Annotated in this window: 15 protein-coding genes; 3 read left to right on the top strand and 12 right to left on the bottom strand. The window is 36.0% G+C overall.

What is annotated here, in order from left to right; genetic code table 11:
* Nucleotides 1-201: 201 nt before the first annotated feature.
* Nucleotides 202-2,151 (bottom strand): M56 family metallopeptidase, encoded by a 1,950-nt coding sequence (locus NHG49_RS05675; RefSeq protein WP_064476876.1) that lies wholly within the window; start codon nt 2,149-2,151, stop codon nt 202-204.
* A gap of 2 nt (nt 2,152-2,153) precedes the next feature.
* On the bottom strand, nt 2,154-2,555 hold the full coding sequence (locus NHG49_RS05670) for a BlaI/MecI/CopY family transcriptional regulator (RefSeq protein ID WP_064476877.1): 402 nt from the start codon (nt 2,553-2,555) through the stop codon (nt 2,154-2,156).
* A gap of 229 nt (nt 2,556-2,784) precedes the next feature.
* On the opposite strand from NHG49_RS05670, the gene NHG49_RS05665 reads away from it, so the two are divergent.
* Complete coding sequence (locus NHG49_RS05665) at nt 2,785-3,639, top strand: hypothetical protein (protein ID WP_064476878.1); 855 nt, start codon at nt 2,785-2,787, stop codon at nt 3,637-3,639.
* An 87-nt stretch (nt 3,640-3,726) separates the two neighbouring features.
* Here NHG49_RS05665 and NHG49_RS05660 read toward each other — a convergent pair whose 3' ends face one another.
* Complete coding sequence (locus NHG49_RS05660) at nt 3,727-4,026, bottom strand: hypothetical protein (protein ID WP_064476879.1); 300 nt, start codon at nt 4,024-4,026, stop codon at nt 3,727-3,729.
* 134 nt (nt 4,027-4,160) lie between these two features.
* A complete protein-coding gene (locus tag NHG49_RS05655; RefSeq protein ID WP_258125604.1) occupies nt 4,161-6,527 on the bottom strand; it encodes a DUF6359 domain-containing protein in 2,367 nt (788 codons plus the stop codon).
* 241 nt (nt 6,528-6,768) lie between these two features.
* Here NHG49_RS05655 and NHG49_RS05650 point away from each other — a divergent pair, with 241 nt between their 5' ends.
* On the top strand, nt 6,769-8,121 hold the full coding sequence (locus NHG49_RS05650; protein ID WP_258125603.1) for a DUF4026 domain-containing protein: 1,353 nt from the start codon (nt 6,769-6,771) through the stop codon (nt 8,119-8,121).
* Between the two features lie 39 nt (nt 8,122-8,160).
* Here the strand turns inward: NHG49_RS05650 and hemY are convergent, their stop codons facing one another.
* The 4 genes from hemY to NHG49_RS05630 all read right to left on the bottom strand — a co-directional run bounded on the left by hemY (nt 8,161) and on the right by NHG49_RS05630 (nt 13,905).
* Complete coding sequence (gene hemY, locus NHG49_RS05645; protein WP_088047873.1) at nt 8,161-9,582, bottom strand: protoporphyrinogen oxidase; 1,422 nt, start codon at nt 9,580-9,582, stop codon at nt 8,161-8,163.
* 19 nt (nt 9,583-9,601) lie between these two features.
* Complete coding sequence (gene hemH, locus NHG49_RS05640; protein ID WP_060489228.1) at nt 9,602-10,537, bottom strand: ferrochelatase; 936 nt, start codon at nt 10,535-10,537, stop codon at nt 9,602-9,604.
* A 14-nt stretch (nt 10,538-10,551) separates the two neighbouring features.
* Nucleotides 10,552-11,598 carry a uroporphyrinogen decarboxylase gene (gene hemE / locus NHG49_RS05635; protein WP_000252608.1) on the bottom strand — a complete coding sequence of 349 codons (1,047 nt, stop codon included), beginning with the start codon at nt 11,596-11,598 and terminating at the stop codon, nt 10,552-10,554.
* Between the two features lie 189 nt (nt 11,599-11,787).
* Nucleotides 11,788-13,905: a transglycosylase domain-containing protein gene (locus NHG49_RS05630; RefSeq protein WP_064476883.1), complete on the bottom strand. Its 2,118-nt coding sequence runs from the start codon at nt 13,903-13,905 to the stop codon at nt 11,788-11,790.
* A gap of 128 nt (nt 13,906-14,033) precedes the next feature.
* Here NHG49_RS05630 and hmoB point away from each other — a divergent pair, with 128 nt between their 5' ends.
* Nucleotides 14,034-14,537, top strand: coding sequence for a heme-degrading monooxygenase HmoB (hmoB, locus tag NHG49_RS05625; RefSeq protein ID WP_088047876.1), 504 nt, complete (start codon nt 14,034-14,036; stop codon nt 14,535-14,537).
* Between the two features lie 158 nt (nt 14,538-14,695).
* On the opposite strand, the gene NHG49_RS05620 is transcribed toward hmoB, so the two are convergent.
* From NHG49_RS05620 to NHG49_RS05605, 4 genes are all read right to left on the bottom strand, one after another.
* Nucleotides 14,696-16,114, bottom strand: a complete 1,419-nt coding sequence (locus NHG49_RS05620) for a PH domain-containing protein (protein ID WP_258125602.1) — start codon at nt 16,112-16,114, stop codon at nt 14,696-14,698.
* Nucleotides 16,107-16,583: a PH domain-containing protein gene (locus NHG49_RS05615; RefSeq protein ID WP_098573187.1), complete on the bottom strand. Its 477-nt coding sequence runs from the start codon at nt 16,581-16,583 to the stop codon at nt 16,107-16,109. The genes NHG49_RS05620 and NHG49_RS05615 overlap by 8 nt, the downstream gene beginning before the upstream one ends.
* 73 nt (nt 16,584-16,656) lie before the next feature.
* Complete coding sequence (locus tag NHG49_RS05610) at nt 16,657-16,953, bottom strand: protoporphyrinogen oxidase (protein ID WP_103655563.1); 297 nt, start codon at nt 16,951-16,953, stop codon at nt 16,657-16,659.
* Between the two features lie 249 nt (nt 16,954-17,202).
* A complete protein-coding gene (locus tag NHG49_RS05605) occupies nt 17,203-18,075 on the bottom strand; it encodes a COG3014 family protein (RefSeq protein WP_098111602.1) in 873 nt (290 codons plus the stop codon).
* Nucleotides 18,076-18,643: the final 568 nt, after the last annotated feature.

Here is an 18,643-nt window from a genome sequence, read left to right as displayed (position 1 = left end):
ACATTCTATACAAGTTCTCTTTTTTATTATTTCCAGTATAAAAAATTCCAGTCAAATTATATAATACTGTCCATAGTGTATCAAAAAGAATGCTTATATGGAAAGCAAGAATATATTCATAATAATTGCTGGCTAAATCCCACTAGAAATTTAATAAAATAGTCAGTGTTCTTAAAGCAAAAAGTTTAAGAACACTGTCTTTTATTTTGACATAGACAGTAATATTTTCTCCATCTCTTTCTTAGTTAGATCATCATCAATTATCTCTTCGTATATCTTTGTATCTCTTGTAAAAATATCATTTACTATTACAATTTGATACTCACTATTCTTACCTTGTGCTGGTACAAACATTTTGAGCCCTTTTAACTTACTCTCTCCTCCAGAATATTTATTATAGACCATTGTTTTTCCGTCTAAGCTATAATTTACTAAATTCTCTTCTCCAGGCATCATATAGTGTAGTGGATCCTTACCACCATTAACATTACCATCCATATACATCCTTGACTGATAAATTGTAAAACCATATTTCCCTTTTGTATATTCTGATTTAGTAACTAATTCTACATCTCTTCCAAAATATGAGTCAGCCCATTCTCTCTTTAATTCATAACCTTCAGGTATATAAGTCGGCTGCTTAATTTGAAACGGTACATGTTCTTTTGCTTCTTCCATAGTATATGTTAAAGACTTCTGCAATTTATCATTAAAAGGGTTTAATTTCTTCTGAATACTAGCTAATTTTTCTTGATCAGTTTTATTCAAACGTTCAAGATTAATTTCCTTTGTATCTCCATCATAATTCTCAGGCACATTTTTCTTAACCATTGCTTGTTTCTGAATTTCACTAGCCTCTTTAAATAATTGGACATATTGTTCAAATTCTTTTTTTGTAAAATTCTTCTCTGCCAAATACAAAAGATCTGTATCTCTTTTATATGACTTTATCGACATACCCCATTCTCTACTTGCATTCTCTGGTGTACCATATACGGTTTCTATCGCTTTTTCAAATGCCGCTTTAGATTGCTTGTTTTCTACAACCTTTTCCTTCTGTCTTTCATCTCCCTCAGTTATCCTTGCATTTAACAAAAAACCGCCTGCTATAGCTGCTATAGCAATAACGCCAAGTAAAGACAGACGATACGATTTCTTTTGGAACTTTTTAATCATAACGATTCTCCTTTTTAATGTTCGTTTATTTCTACTTAAATTTGCTAGGCTTGGTACTTGATAGGAATAATGTTCTAAAAGGGTAATAATTGTATGGCCGTATGCAATTTGCTCCTCTTTATCTATAAACGTAAGCGCATATGCATCGCAGGCTAATTCTTGATCTTCTCGCATACAGAAATAGGCGTACCAAAGAATCGGATTGAACCAATTTAATAGGAGTAAACTGTACATAATCCAATTTACAGCTACATCGCTTCTTTTAATATGAGCTAACTCATGGTAAAAGACATATTGTAATTGTTGCTCATTTAATACTTTCATATGTTTTTTTGATAGTAATACTTTCGGGCGAAAGAAACTAAAAACCGTTGGACTTGCAATCTTTCCTGCAAAACGTAATGAAACTGCCTTCTTCATTTTCATAGACTGCTTACAGTGATTAAACACTGTAGCGACCTGTTCATCCGTAATATCCGGTTGTTTCTTTATGTAAGAATACAAACGTCTATTTGTAATAAACGTCATGACTACTAATATGATTACTCCAGCTAACCAAACATATAGAGCAACTTTGTATACAGACAATGTAGCCTGTCGTTCCGAACTCACGTTTACTTCAGGTTCGCTATTTTTTGTCACGGTTTCAGCATTGGATTCTACTTCTACTGTCTGTTTTATCTCGTTATTCACTGTATTCTCATGTAAAGGTGTATTTTTTTGAATAACTTCCGATACACTAGAACTATAGGAAAATAATGAATAAATGCTATAAGAACTATCCGGTGACCACGGTAAAAGGAGTCGTATCATTAGTACGATCCACAGCATATATTGCCACCGGGGCGTTAACTTATTTCTAAATAAAACTTTTATACATAAAATAAATCCAACTAGTATACTCGCCATAAGTGACGTTTCTATAAGCCAATCAAAAAAATGAGGAAGGTATACATTTATAAGCATGTCTTTCATTGTTATCTATCCTTCCTCTTATTCTCCTCTGTCTTCTCATCTAAAATGCGTTTCAGTTCATTAATATCTTCTGAAGACAATTTTTCCTCTTTTAAGAAATTAACAAGTAATGGCTTAAACGCTGCGCCGCAAAAACGCTTTAGCAAAGATTTCGTTTCAACTTGTAAATAATTATCTTGTGATACTAACGGATAATAAGCATACATACGCCCTTTATCTTGATGATAAGAAACTGCTTCCTTTTGTACTAACCGATTAATTAATGTACGGATTGTTTTCGGTTTCCAGTCCATTTCATCTTCTAGTACTTCTATAATTTCATTCGCTGTTTGTGGAGAATTAGACCAAAGTACTTTCATAATTTCTAATTCCGCTTCAGATATTTTAGGTAATTGATTTGTCATAGTATATTTCACTCCTTAGTATTACATTTGTAATCTACAATTAAGATTACAAATGTAATACTAAATTGTCAACCATATTTTAGAAAATATAATTTCCGTTAAACCTTACTTAACGACAACAAATTTCCCTTTTTTCAAATAATCAAATAAAAAAACAAGAAAATCTTTACATTTAATAGTAATATAGAAAATAGACAAGTTTATCAAAATAGTGGAGGCTTTTTCAGTCATGATGCGTGCGCTTCGTTTAAATATAAAGCAAGCTTTTTGTAGTCGTATTTCTTTAATTATGATGCTTAGTGGATTCGTTCTTATTTGCATTTATCACTATTATTATGTACTTCGTTATTTAGGAGACGCTGCGAGTGGACCTATTTCAACAGATATAAAATGGATCGGATTTCGCGACAATGAAATGGATGTTTATTTATTATTAATGCCAGTTATTGCGAGTTTTCCCTTTAGTACAAGTTACAATTCGGATAAGTCAGATGGTTTTAAACCGTTTGTGAGTAAGGGGATTTCTTTATTTCCTTATTCAGTAATGAAATATATCGTTACGTTTTTTTGCGGAGGATTTCTTTATACGCTTCCATTCATCTTATCGTTATTATTTTGCAAATTAACCATTCCAGACGGAACACCTACGATTGGTTCAGGCATCATAAATGCTGATGGAATGTTCGCAAACCTATATTTTGATGCGCCTCTCGCTTACATTACTGTATATATCGGAATTAATTTTTTATTTGCGGGTTTAATGGCTCTTTTAGGACTTGCTGCATCTGTATGGTCACAAAAGGACTATATGGCAATTCTCTTTCCATTCGCAGCCGCCTCCATTCCGTATGTCCTGCTAAATACAATATTTCCTTCAATTGGGGGAGCACCTTTTCATTTATATGATCCGAAACAACCATTGCAAGGCATGTCACCATATATTTTAATGTTGCAATGTACTTTCTTCTTTTTCGTTAGCTCTCTTATGTATATACAAGGAGTAAGGCGGGATAGAAAAAAATATAAAAGAAGACTGCAAAAAAGAGATCGGTGTAGAAAAGCATTTCAAGCAATTTCAGACTAAATAATTGAATGAATAAGAGCGTAATTCTCTAAGTTATCTTAGAGAATTACGCTCTTATTCTCATTACTCATATAATCATCCTCCCCTTTACGGCGTACCTGCCAATCCCCATAAAATAACGACCGCCGCAAAATAAATCGCTTTAATACCTACAACTGAACATAATAAAATAATTGCATATGTACTTAATTCTCTTCTTGCACCTATTAAAGTAAAAATCACTGCCAAACTAAATGTTATATAAGAAACTGCTGTATGTATTAAGTTATACGTAATGTCTAAATTTTGAGTAAGTCCTGTTACATCAGCCACAAATTGGAGCATGACGATTGTACTAAAAAAAATCGCTAACTGATTCATTAGCTTCCCATTTATTTGTGCTGGCATCGTTGCCCTCCTCCCGAAGACTAAATATTCAATTAATTTTATCACCAGATTATAAAAAAAGGAATCATCTCGTACCATTCTATGACGCTACAAAAACAAAAAAGAACGCTTAGTTTCCTAAGCGTTCCCCTCATTTAAGAAGCTTTCTTCAAATCGATTTGAGCAAGTACTGGGTCGTGATCACTTACACGTCCATGTTCTTTCATAATGTTTGAGTTTAAGTGTACTGGATCTACAATTGTGTATGGTGCGATGTTGTTTGTTACTAAAATATGATCTAACACTTGTGCATTTCCTTCATGAATGTACGTGTAGCGGTTCTCTTTCGGCACTGTGTTTAACATATTCTTTAAGTTTGTTCCTTCTAGTGCTTTTAGTGGTTTAGCAAACTCAAAATCGTTCATATCTCCTAACACAACAACTGGTGCATTTGTGTTCTTTTTCTGAATTCCTTGTACAAATTGATTTACTTCTTGCGCTAACTGAATTCGTTTTTCTTCACTCTTTAATACGAGCGGCTGCACTTTTCCAAATGGCGTTGCATCCCCTATTTTTGAGTTTAAGTGATTTGCAACGACAACAACGTTTTGTCCTTGGAACGTAAATTCTGCCGCAAGCGGTTTACGTGTACTTTCAAATAATTGATTTTCGTCTCCAATGCGAACGACATTTTTATCAAGTAACTTCGGTACTGCTGCTAATTTCACGCGTGATGGATTGTAGAAGAAACCGACGCGAATATTCGCTCCTGGTGCTCCTCCGTCTAGATTATTGTTCGGAGCAATTTCTACATACTCATACTTTGGTCCACGAATTTCTAAAACTGCATCAATGATACGTTTTGCGCTTAATGAAGCATCTGTTGTACCGTCATTAATCGTTCCGTTATTATCTTGCATTTCCTCTACACCGATAATATCTGGCATTTTTAAATTGTATTTAATAGAATACGCTAACGCTTTTACTTTTTCATCTGTTGTTTCTTTTTTATTCGCCGAGAAGTTTTCAATGTTATATGTAGCAACTGTTAACTTATCAAGACGAGGCTGAATATTTGCCCCTACTTGCTTAAATCCACCGTCCACTACTGATGGTAATTCCGTTATTGGCGAAATGCGGAACGAACCGTAATCATATCCGACTACCCCTGTTATATCTCCAGTGAAAGTATCTCCTACTTTTGCTACATAATCACGAGGGACCTTTACAGAAAGACGCTCTGGATTTAATTGATTTTCATCTAATACAGGTGTGCCATATTTCGTTACGACTTTATCTCCACCATTTTCTACTGTTACATATAAATTCCCGTTTTTCTGAGGTGCAATAATTTTTGGCGTTGACATCGTGACACGCATACCTTCTACACTTTCATAAAAATCGATTGCATCTTCATTTGGATCAAATAAACCGAATGCATCATTATCGATAATTTGATCAGGGATTTTCACACCGTTTTCTCCAAGTACAATCGGTGCTGGTAAAGGTTGATTTTTTGCGATTACAGCAACACGGCTCGCCTTAATTTCCGTCGTCGTTAAATCTGTGTCAAACCTTTCTGCATATCCAGGACCAACATATTCTTCTACTTCTCCATCAACTTGAATAAGATCTCCTACTGCTACATTCGCATCTTTTTTGTATACGTACATACCTTCTGAAGTAGCTGGATCATTATCCGGCTGATTATCTTCTATATAAAAACCATTTTTATCAAGCGCTGTTACAACGCCTTCCACATTGTATACTTTCTTTCCTTTGTAGGGAGAAATATGTGATTTCCCTTGAATATCATGAATACGAACTGGTTCATTATTTACGATAATAAATGAAAATGTTGAAATGGCTGAAGAAGTAAGCCCTTCTTTCTCTGCAATTGCTTTAATCACACTATTTTCATTCACTACAATTTGTCCGTTATAACGAACACTCTTATTTGTAGGGTTAGAGCCATCTAACGTATAGTAGATTGTTGCTCCTTCTGTATTCGTTGTTAATGTTACCGCTGTTCCCTTCGCAACTTCTCCGCTACCAGGCGAAGCTACTACATCGCTAACACGGTTTTGTCCTTCCCCTTGAAACTTATGAGCTGTTACCGATTTTAAACCTGGGCTACTAAAATATAATTCAAGCGTTCCTGTTAAACTAACTTTCTTCCCGATATTTTCTGGATGATCTTTCACGTTTACTGCCGCTCTCACATCGCCTTTTGGCAACTGAACAGGCATGATTTTGTCTGGATTCGTTTCATTTGGCGAATCCGCAATTGCTACGTTTGTATCATCAAACTTAGCAGGATCTTTCGTGTATTTAGAAGGACTTTGCGTATATCCAACGATGTATCCTTCCACTGTCCCCTTCGTTTTCCCTTGCTGCTTAAATACTTGAATTGCTTTTTCTACTGACATAGAAGTATTTTCTTCTGCTTGTACTAAAGTTCCAGTAAATGAAAGCAATAGTATGAATGATAAAAAGACACTTAACAATTTCTTCACAGTCATTTTCCTCTCCCTATTTCATATTTTCTCAGCATTTCTATCATATCAAATGATTCGTTATATAGAACTATATTTCGACAAGTTTTACAAAAAATTTATTTAATTTACAAGCTTTCAAACTATAATACAAAATAATAATTTTACACCTTCTACGAATGCACTCTATAATGTTAGAGAGAGAAAACAGAAAATATCGAAATTTCATTGGCATGTAAAATGGATTCATTTGAATAGGAGTGATTGGATGGAAATGCAAACAGAAACATACCGCGCAGCTATGAATGGAACATTAGAACGTCATTTTTCAGATATGATTGCCGTTATACCAACTAGAATTACAATTGAGCAGTTAAAACAGCGGCTAGAAACAATCGCTACTAAAGTTGACGAATTGAAAATTGTTTATAGTGATGAGACAAGCATTATTGTTGAGTTACATATGGATGAAAAAATTACACCGTATGAACTGCATATTGATGAGGCGAATGACCCAGAAGAATATAAAATGTACAATAGACAAGATTCTACACTCGTAGATCGTAATTTTGAAGATGCTGCTTATGGAACTGAAATTTTCACTCGTACGCTATTTGTAGGCGATGTGCTGGACTGCTTTTTCCAGCAGTTACAGTTTTTATGGAACCTCGCTCCAGACTTGTTATTTGTAATCGATTCAAGTGCAGCAATGAAAGTAATATCTAGAAGCTATATTGAATATCACGTTGAAAATGAATTATTACCTGACATTCCTGACTTGTACATTATTCATTCTGTTTATGAAGACGATAAAGAAGGTGCGCCTACGCAATATTGGTTTCATACACATGGCCTTTTAAGAGCAGGCGTAACAGAAATAGAATTAATTATTCCAAATCGCATCTCTTCCTACTACGGCATTGGCGATCTTTTTCAAACATTTGCTAATAATGCCATTGAGAATGGACAAGTCCCTATGAATGAGCCTATCGTTATCGCGCATAGTCAGCAAGGTTCTATACATACAGTAGCTGTTCCATGGGAAAAGGGATTATCTTATATTGGGCATAAAACGAGCATGGATCAATTATCTTCAATCGAGGATGAAGAAGTGAAACTACAACCAATAGATGCGCAAAACACATTCTTAGGCGGTATGGATGACCGAGATGAATACCATCAATCTCCATCCGTTCTCTTATTCAAATGTAATACTTCAGAAGAATATATTGAAAGCTTTTTCCAAGAACACGAGGAAGCTACAGGGCTCATGTTCTATAAAACAAATAGTGAAACCGATCGTATGGCTTACAATGCGAAGAATACTTTCGGATATTTCAGCAACATTTTTCACATTGAACAATCGAATGAAGATTTTCGTTTCCTCGCTAAGTTTGGTGTCTCCTACGAAGAAGGAAAAAGTGAACATATGTGGTTTGAAATGCAAGAAATCACGGAAGATTTCATTCAAGGAATACTCATTAATGAACCATATTTTATAGAAGATATGAGTGAAGGAAATAGTTATCATTTAGAGTTTGAAAACTTAACAGAGTGGGTTATTTATGCAGAAGATGCCGTTATAAAGCCAAATAACTTATATATGTTTATTGGTGAATAAGTAACAAAACGCCTTCAATGTGATTGAAGGCGTTTCACTTTATTGTGCAATTAATTCGGTATCCATTACTTTCTCCAAATGAGAGAGTACACGCTTTGCAGCTTTCTCACCTTGATCAATACAGTCCGGAAGACCAGAACCAGCGTAAGAACTACCTGCCAAGTATATACCTGGCAACTCTTTCTCCATAAATGTTGTGAGTTTCTTCATTCGCTCGTTATGGCCTACTGTATATTGGGGCATCGCTTCTTTCCAACGACTTACGACTGTAAATTCTGGATCCTCTGTAATATCCATCGTCTTTCGTAAATCTTCTAGTACAAGCTGAACGAGTTCCTCTTCTGTTTGTTCTACAACTGCTTCATCACCAGGGCGTCCAACGTAACAACGAAGTAGCATTTTTCCTTCTGGCGTTGTATGTGGCCATTTTTTATGTGTCCACGTACATGCTGTAATTGTGTAGTCGCTATTTCGAGATACGACAAATCCTGTACCATCAATATCGCGCTGAATGGCTGATTTCGGGAAAGCCATTGCCACATTCGCAACTGATGTGGACGGAATGTTGCGGAAGAAACGAAACTGCTTGTACTGCGCAAACATAGATGGCAATACTTTATGTGAGCTTGCCACTATGACCGCGTCCGCTTCTATTTCTTTTCCGTTACTAAGAGCAATCGTATAAGCATCACCAAGTTTTGCAATTTTTTCAATGCGGGTTCCCTTTATTATCGTACCTTCATGCATCTTCACTTCGAGAGATTCTACAATAGATTCTAAACCTGTTTTCACTGTTTGGAAGATTCCTTTTTTCGGTTCAGATGTCTCTTTTTTCGGAGCAAGTATACGCATACCGAGTGAAATACTGCGATGCTTCTGCTCAATTTGATACATTTGCGGAAATGTTGACATTAAGCTCATTTCATCAATATCCCCTGCATAAATACCCGATAGTAATGGTTCGATTAAATTCTCAACCACTTCATTGCCGAGGCGATGTCTGAAAAACTGCCCGAGTGATTGGTCAGATACTGGCTTTGATCTCGGCATTAACAGATCAAAACCAGCTCTTAGCTTACCAATTGGGGAGAACAGCCCGGAAAATAGAAACGGCGTAATTTGCGTTGGAATTCCCATCATCGATCCGCTCGGCATTTTATGTAACCGATTGTTTACGAGGATAAATGATTGACCGGCCTTATTATTTACAAGTTCATCGCCAAGACCTAATTCTTTCGCTAATCTAGCTGCACTTTCTTTTCGTGCTAAGAAAGAATCCGGTCCGCGTTCAATTGTAAATCCATCTTTTCGAACGGTTTGAATTTTCCCGCCAAGTTTACCCGATGCTTCTATCAGTAATGTATCGATCGGCAAGTTCTTGTCATGAATATCTTTTTGTAAGTTATACATTGTTGTTAATCCTGTGATGCCACCGCCGATGATTACAACTTTTTTCCTCAAGCATGCTCCCCCTTTCTTTTTACAATACAGATTCTTTTTTCTTTAATACAACATCTGTTAAGCAATCAATAAATGCGTCCGATGCATTTGGCATTTCTGGACGATAATATTTTGCGCCAATTTCATCTGTCACAACTTTACACTCAAAGTCATTGTCATATAAAACTTCTAAATGTTCCGCAACAAATCCAACTGGTGCGTATACGAATGAACTGTATCCATACTTTTCGTTTAGTTCTCTCGTTAAATCTTGTACATCTGGACCAATCCAAGGATCTGGCGTGTTTCCTGCACTTTGCCAACCTACTGCATAGTTTGCTACTTCAGCACCTCTTGCAATATAGTCAGCTGTTTCATTTAATTGGTCTGGATATGGATCGCCAAGTGCAATAATTTTTTCTGGTAAGCTATGTGCAGATACGATTAATACTGCTTTTTCACGCTCTGCTTCTGACATACCGTTATATATACCTTTCACTGCATCAACCCAGTACTGGATGAATTTCGGTTCTTTATACCAGCTATCAATGCCGTGAATTGTTAAGTTTCCAAGTTTCTCAGCTTCTTCTTGTGCTCGTCCTACATACGATTTCACGCTAAATGTAGAATAGTGCGGCGCAAGAACAAGTGCTATTGCATCTTGTATACCGTCGTTATGCATATCTTTCACTGCATCTTCAATGAACGGTTCGATATGTTTTAAGCCAAGATACATATGGTACTCTACTTCATCTTGTACTTCATTTAAACGCTGTTCTAACTTTTTAGCTTGCTCTAATGTAATAGTAGCTAAAGGAGAAATGCCACCAATTGCACGGTAACGCTCTGTTAAATCTTCTAGCATTTCAGGACTTGGCTTTCTTCCTCTGCGAATATGTGTATAGTAACGTTCAATATCTTCTTCTTTATATGGCGTTCCGTATGCCATTACAAGCAAACCAATTTTCTTTTTCATACAACAATTCTCCTTTACTTCGCTAACTGCCCTTTAGAGTATTCATGAATAAATGTAGTTAAACGTTTTAATGTATCTGGATTTACTTCTGGGAATACACCGTGTCCTAAGTTAAAGATATAACCAGGCTCTTTCATCCCTTGATCTAAAATACCTTTTACATGTTCTTCAATAACAGACCATGGCGCAAGTAAGAATGAAGGGTCCATATTTCCTTGTACCGCCTTATGAACGCCGCGTGCGCGTGCCTCTTCGATCGGTAAGCGCCAATCTAAGCCTACTACATCAAGCGGTAAGTCGTGCCATTCATTTACTAAGTGTGCAGCTCCTACGCCGTGCATAATCATCGGTACACCCATCGGGCGAACTTCTGCAAAAATACGCTCCATTGCTGGTTTAATAAATACGCGGTAATCTGCTACATTTACTGTTCCAACCCAAGAATCGAAAATTTGAACTGCTTTTGCTCCTGCATTAATTTGCGCTTTTAAATATGTAATAACCATATCTGCTAGCTTATCCATTAAAGCGAACCAAGCTTTCGGCTCTGCATACATGAACGCTTTCGTATTATGATAATTACGAGATGGACCGCCTTCAATCATATAGCTCGCTAGTGTAAATGGAGCCCCTGAAAAACCGATTAACGGTACGTCTAGCATTTCTGTCGTTAATAAACGAATCGTATCTAATATGTACGGTACGTCATCTTCTGGATTGATTTCCCCTAGTTTTTCTACGTCTTGTAAAGAACGAATTGGATTATCAATAACTGGGCCAATACCTGATTTAATTTCTACATCCACACCAATTGCAGGTAGTGGTGACATAATATCTTTATACAGAATTGCTGCGTCTACGTTATATTGATCAACTGGCAACTTTGTAACGTAAGCACATAACTCTGGATTATGTGTAATTTCAAATAAAGAATACTTTTCTTTTATCTTTCTATATTCCGGCTGCGAACGACCTGCTTGACGCATATACCATGCTGGTACATAATCAGTACGTTCCCCCCTACATGCTTTTAAAAATGTCTCATTTATAGTTCTTACCAAGACCCTTGCTCCCTTCCTTGCCAATGCTTTTGCTCTAAATACGTTCTATTCCGATATTTATCTTTTTTTACTATACAGCTTGTAAAAACAAAATGCATAACATTATGTACGTTGTTCATGAAATTGACACAAACATTCGTAAAACCGCTTACTATTTTCACAACATTCTTATTATAGCACAGAGAAAAACTATGGTTTAGCTACTTTTGACTTTTCTCCTTCGCGATTCGTTTGTGTGTTATATGGTACAACGTAAAAACTCGGTTTTGAAAAGATGTTAACGAACTTTTCCTCATATTCCCCGGCACCATTTACAGTGCCTACATGCGTATGGACTCCATTTTCCACTCTATAAATGCGATACATAATTCTTTCATCTGGAAGTGGTGTCCAGCTTAATTTCGCTTTAAATAAACCGAAAGGGCTAAACGCTAATTTCACTTTCACATCTTCAATCTTGCGCAAACGAATCGGAGTACCGATTGTTTCCACACCTTCTGGTTTCATAAACTGCTCTTTCTGTTCTACATTTGCCTTCGTTAAAATTTTCTTAAACAATTTCGTTGCTGACGCACTTTCTCCTTGCAACTGATGCTCTTTATCCGTACGGTCATAACCAATCCAAACAGCACCTACTAAATTTGGCGTATAGCCAACGAACCACATATCTCTAGCTCCATTATCGTCATTTGGTAAGGAAGTTGTACCTGTTTTCCCAGCTAATGCACCGCTATATATGCCTGCTTTCGCTGTCCCTTCCTTCACAACCCCTTCTAACATTTTCGTCATATACCATGCCGTTTGTTTCGAGAAAATTTTCGTTTCTACTTTTGGCGATTCTCCAATGACTGTGCCGTGTCTATTTAACACCTTTTCTATAACGTGCGGCTCAATAATAGCGCCATTTGCTAAAAATGCACGATACATTTTCACAAGGTCAAATGTTGAAACACCATTTTTCAATCCGCCAAGCGCTGTACTTAAACCAGCATCCGCAATAGGAACATTGCCTTTCTCTAAATATTGCTTTCCTTCTTCTACCCCTAGCTCATTTAATAAAGAAACTGCCGGTACATTTGCTGACTCTAAAATCGCATCATACATCGTCATTTCTTTCGTATATTGACGATTGTAATTTCGAGGTTCATAACCTTCAAAAGAAGTTTTTTCATTCTTTAATAAAGAATACGGATTATATTTTTTCGTTTCGAGTGCTGGTCCATAGACAATAAGTGGTTTTAGCACAGATCCCGGCTGTCTTTTTGCAAAAACACGATTAAAGCCTCTCGGGACATACTTTCTTCCCCCAATCGCTGCTTTAATTCCGCCCGTACGATTATCCATTAATAAAAAAGCACCTTGCGCCCCCTCTTCTTTACCAGGGAAATTCCTCGCATCTTGAAACTGGTTATACGCTACCTTTTGAATCTTTTCATCCATCGGAACGACAAACGTATATCCTCCTCGGAGTACTTCTTGATGAGATAACCCGTATAAACGTGCTGCTTCATCTATGACCATATCAATATACGGCATATATGCGAGTTCATTCTCGTCTAGGTTTTTGTAAAGAGCAATGGTCTTTCCTTGATAACGTACGCTCTCTTCGGCAGTCAAATAGCCTTGTTTATGCATCAGTGACAATACGAGATCACGGCGCTCCTTACTCTTCTCTGGAGAGAAATAAGGTGAATATCCGTTTGGTGACTTCGGAAGACCTGCAAGCATTGCTCCTTCTTCTACTGTTAAATCTTCTACACTTTTATTAAAATACAACTTTGCTGCTGCTTGAATACCGTATGCCCCATGGCCAAAATAAATATGATTCATATACATTTCAAGAATTTGTTGCTTCGTATATTTTTGCTCTAATTGAAGGGAAATTGCGACTTCCTTCAATTTACGCGTAACTGTTTTTTCACGAGTTAAAAAAACGTTTTTAGCGAGTTGCTGTGTAATCGTACTACCACCTTCGACCTTTTCTCCAGCTAACGTATCTTTATAAAGAGCCCGGAATATAGACGGGTAATCAATTCCTTGATGCTCATAAAAACGAGAATCTTCCACCGCAATAAACGACTGCTGCACGTATTTTGGAATTTGCTCGATTGGTACGAGATCTCTATTTTCTACGTATAATTTCGTAATTTCTTTCCCTTTCTGGTCAACGATACGTGATGAAGAGTGAAAAACGAGTTGCTTTTCATCCGTCATATAGCCACCAGCTAACACAATAAGTTTATAAAATACAATCGCTAATACGAGCGTTGCTAACCCACCTAATAAAGTCCACTTTACTTTCTTCATACATCGGCCTTCTTTCCAAATGATGGTACATTTATTATTTGAAAAAGAAGTATCTTTATGTATATAATCTTCGAAGTTTTTTACGAGAGTTGATATAATAGAAACAAACAATTAAAGGGGGCATTAAAATGAAGGCTATTATTTCATACGAAACACCTCTAGAACAAGCACATTTCACTGCAAAAAATAATGAAAAAGATATGTTTTATAAAGAAAATACAGAAGAATCTGTAGAAGGTTCTCTTCAGTATGACGTACTAGACGCTGTTGGTGAATTTAAAGGACAACCTGGCTACATCGTTTGTAACAACATTTCTGTCACAGACGAAGGTCGCCCAGTATTTGAAAATCGATTCAAAAACCGCGCAGGCCTTATCGAAAACGAACCAGGATTCCAAGTGATCCGCGTTCTACGCCCATTAAGTAACGATACATATGTCATCTTAACGATGTGGGAAACGGAGCAAAACTTTAAAGACTGGACAGAATCACGTTCATTCGAAAACGCTCATAAAAAACGCCCTGCACAAGCAGAAGGACAAGCTCAGGCTCAGGCGCATCCACATGCGGAACAGCAGAAAAGTATTTTCTCTCGTCCATCATTTGTGACTACTTTTGATGTGCTAGTTTAAGGGGTTTTGTACTATCGTTTCTCCAAGGTTGCGGTACATGAAATTATATCGACGATTTTTCGAATATATCGGCGCAACTCGAAATATATCAGCAATTTTTGAAATATATCGACTTATCGACTTATCGACAAACCACAACACAAAAAAAGGAAACACCATTACGCACCGGTGTTTCCTTTTTCTTTATACCAATTATATATGCGAAGCGCGTCTTCTTTTCGCATATGCTTCACTTTATATCTATGCCCCGCTACTGATACGGCAGCTGTACATAACTCGTCTTTCTTTTGAAAATACGATTGATTGTACCCTACTGCTTGAACATGCCTTTTTCGTATGATTCCTGTATATTTGGCAAGGCCGCGGTATACCATGACTAATTGATTGTCTCGTATCAAATATCCGCCACTTTTATACCGAGCGTATGCAAGTAACGTAAATGCGATAAATAGTGGTATTAGCGTGAATAACGCATTATTTTGTTTGAAATATATACTCGCACCGATGATTGGCAGTGCGAGCATAGCACTTGTAATCCAGCCCATTATGACGTAACGACGTAATGCAGCCTTCGGTAAATGAACGATTTCCTCTTCCATTTCATACGGTAACTGCAAATATGTAAGTAACTGCTGGACATCTTTCTTTTTCATAAAAGGATGTAACATCACTTCATTTCCAGCTGCTTCTATACTTTGAATAACTTCTACTTCGACAGAGCAATAACCGAAAGACTCGCGGAGAATTCCTTCTTTCACCGTAATTGCTTGAATGCGATGTAATTTTAAAACAAACTCTTTCTTATCAAATAACCCTTGCACGATGCGAATTTCATTTCTGTTTCGCTCAATTTTAAAGTTCGCATATTTTAACGCATAGCCAGCTGTCGAAACGACCCACGAAACCGCCATTAAAATCGCGGCCATAACGATTAATTCATATACACCGTTATCCATCACATACGCTTCCACTTTATTTATGAGCCATTCTGGAAGAAATTGATTAAACTCTGTGTAAATAAGAAGTAATCCTGAAAAAACTAATCCGAATCTACCAGACGTAATGGAAGCTGCTAAAATCTCTTTCATCGTTAACTGATAAATCGTCTTACTTTCTTCTGGCATGGGTACTTCTTCACTCGCAGCGCTTCTTTTTTTATTTAATAAAGCAATCAGTTCCTTCGCTTCATCTTCTTTAATACCAGCTAACATCACTTCTGGCTCACTACCGCCGCCCGCTACTTCTATATTTAATTTCGTCAGTCCGAGCACTTGATAAATGATGTTAGAAGACGTACTAATATTTTGCACACGTTCTTTATTTAAGTAGCTTTCCTTCTTAACGAACACACCATGCTTTATATGTACAATATTATTTTCAACCCAGTACACTTTGAAATACCATTTTATCGCTGAGAAAATTGCCATAATAAATAATATGGCCAAAAGAACAAGATGAAAGACATACCAAGGTTTTACTTGGCCATCTGATTGAAATAGAACAAGAAAAATAAAAGGCAATAAACCCGCAATTCGAATCCCGAATAAAATCGTAATCGGATGTTGCCTCTTATGCATCCTCATCACTCACTTTCGCAAGTTCTCCAATTTGTCTTTTCAGCTGCTCTGCTTCTTCCTTCGTTAAGCCTGGAATACTATGAGAAGTTGCCGCTGTTGAAATATGTAATTCTGCTAAATTATACTTTCTCATAATTGGGCCCTGTTCAATCGTTACGTGCTGCACACGCATCATCGGAATAAGTACGCGTTTTACAACGAACATTCCCTTTTGAATCTCAATCTCTTCTTCATTTAATCTGTAACTATAATAACGTTGACGTAAATTTGGAAACACAAAATAATCAAGCGGGATAAATGTAATAGCTCCTGTTACTAGCAAGCCAAACAACCAGCCCCACCAATTAAAATTGATCATAAAAAAGAAATATGCAATTACGACTGCTAGTATAACTGCCGCCCCAATTAAAGCGTGGATTCGCCACACTTTCAGCATATTAGAATGAATCTCCCTTTCTAACGGTTGCATTTCATCACTCCAATTATATGAATTTATTAATTATATATTAGTTGGTATATACATATTTGTAAAATTATAGTTTTTATATCGTATCCATCATTTCTTTAAAATTCCCTTCATTAATTGAATACACTTGAAACTGAATGTAATCTATTTCATTCGTATTCGGACGGACATATGGCAAGATGGTAAATTTAGAAGCTGATCTTCCTAACATATCTACAATCATTAAAGAAACGTCAATATATCCGAAGTCTACACGGAATACTACTGCTTCTCCTGTAAATTCATAATCTTTAATCGCATCATAAGACTTATTCGCACTAATTAACATCACTTTTAATAATTGGTTCAAATTTTCTGGTTTAAAATTAATCATATACACAGCTCCTTTTTTAATAAAACACTATGAAAACAGTGTAATCTTATCGTTTCATAGCTTTACACATCAAATATATAAAAAATAAAGCTAGTTTTTTATATATTTTTTGATATAATTACATACGGGAAACGGGAAGAAATTTGTCTTCCCTTGTGTTTTTATTTGCATCTAGTACTTTTGCTAGATGCCTTTTTTTATGCTAAAAAAGGTACCCTCACATACTTTGAGGATACCTTTTTCATCGATTTATTGCATTTCAATAATTGTACCATCTTCGAATACTTTGAATACGCCAGTAAATCCTGCTCCAGCTGCGCCTTCTATTTTATATGTCGTACGCACTCTAATTTGATAATACTTCTTTCCATTCTCTACTTGCGTATTCTCTAGCGTGTAATCATATTCTTCTTTATATTCATTTTTAATATATTCTTTCGCTTTCTCAAAAGTAAATGCATTTTGATTCTTTCCTGTCTCTACTTTTTGGTTCTTTTCTGCCTCAGTTTTTTGAGTCTTTTCTGTTGCTACTTTTTGATTCGTTACTACATTTGTTTTTTGTGCCTTCGCTGCCGCTTCACTCTTTGCAGTTTTTTCCTCTTCATTCATTTTAGTAACTAATCCTACCGCTTTTTTATTATATTCTTCAAGATTCTTGTTATCTTTTGTTTCTGCAACTAGCTTATTTACTATCTCTTTCGCTTCTGCATAATTTTTCTTACTTATTAACTCTTCACTTTTCGCCAATTGCTCACTATACTTCTTTTTTTGTTCTAATACAGCTAGTAATGCTGTTCGTTCTTCCTTTGCCTGCTTTATAAGTGTATTATTCCCATCCTTCATGTTCTCTACTTTTTCAAATGACTTGATTGATTCTTCTACCTTTGTTTCTTCTTTTAACTTCACTGCTTCAATCATTATTTTCGTTTGTTCTACAAGCACCATTACATCTGAATCGTCTTGTTTCTCATCTAGCGCTTTTTCAAATGATGATAAGGCATTTTTATATTCTTTATTCGTTAACGCGGTCTTCCCTGCATCCATTTCTTTTTCAAAATCTCCATTACTACATCCAGCTAACATTAAAAATGTAATTCCAATTACCGTTAATAACTTCTTCATTCTTTCTCCCCCTATATGTTCCTAAAACAATAACTTCATATGTATAAAGGTCTGTGTAGTAATTAGACTGAAAATAAAGATGTACTTTGTGTGTGGGAAAGGAAGTACATTTCATTTACTATCATTACTTAAAACTCCTAAATAGTTGGTTTTCTTCTTTTAAGACAGAAAGGAATTTTAATCATGTGCGTAAAGTTCTCACCAGGCTCTTTACTACACACACTCTTATACACATAGAAAAACTATTTTTAGTTTGCTATTTTTTCAGCTTTACATATTCTTGGTTGATTGGATACGAACCACAATTCGTAACATACCGAAAAACAAAAGAAAACAAACTGTAATATAAGTTACCTTTCGTAACTCCCCTGTAACATAAATGTAACATAAGGTTTTTATACATACAATAGTTTTTTTACATTATTTTCCCCTATCTACATTTTAAGGTGTTAATACAGTGCTAAAACGAGTTTCATCTCCCACCTGCTATTGGACTATCATCCTTTGAATACTTTAGGAAAAAGCCCTCTTTCTTAAAGTACTCAAATTAATTACATAGATAACTCTT

Source organism: Bacillus sp. IBL03825, from assembly GCF_024712505.1.
Taxonomy (GTDB): Bacteria; Bacillota; Bacilli; order Bacillales; family Bacillaceae_G; genus Bacillus_A; species Bacillus_A wiedmannii.
Note: the sequence above shows the minus strand (reverse complement) of the source record. Positions and strands in the feature narration are given on the sequence as shown.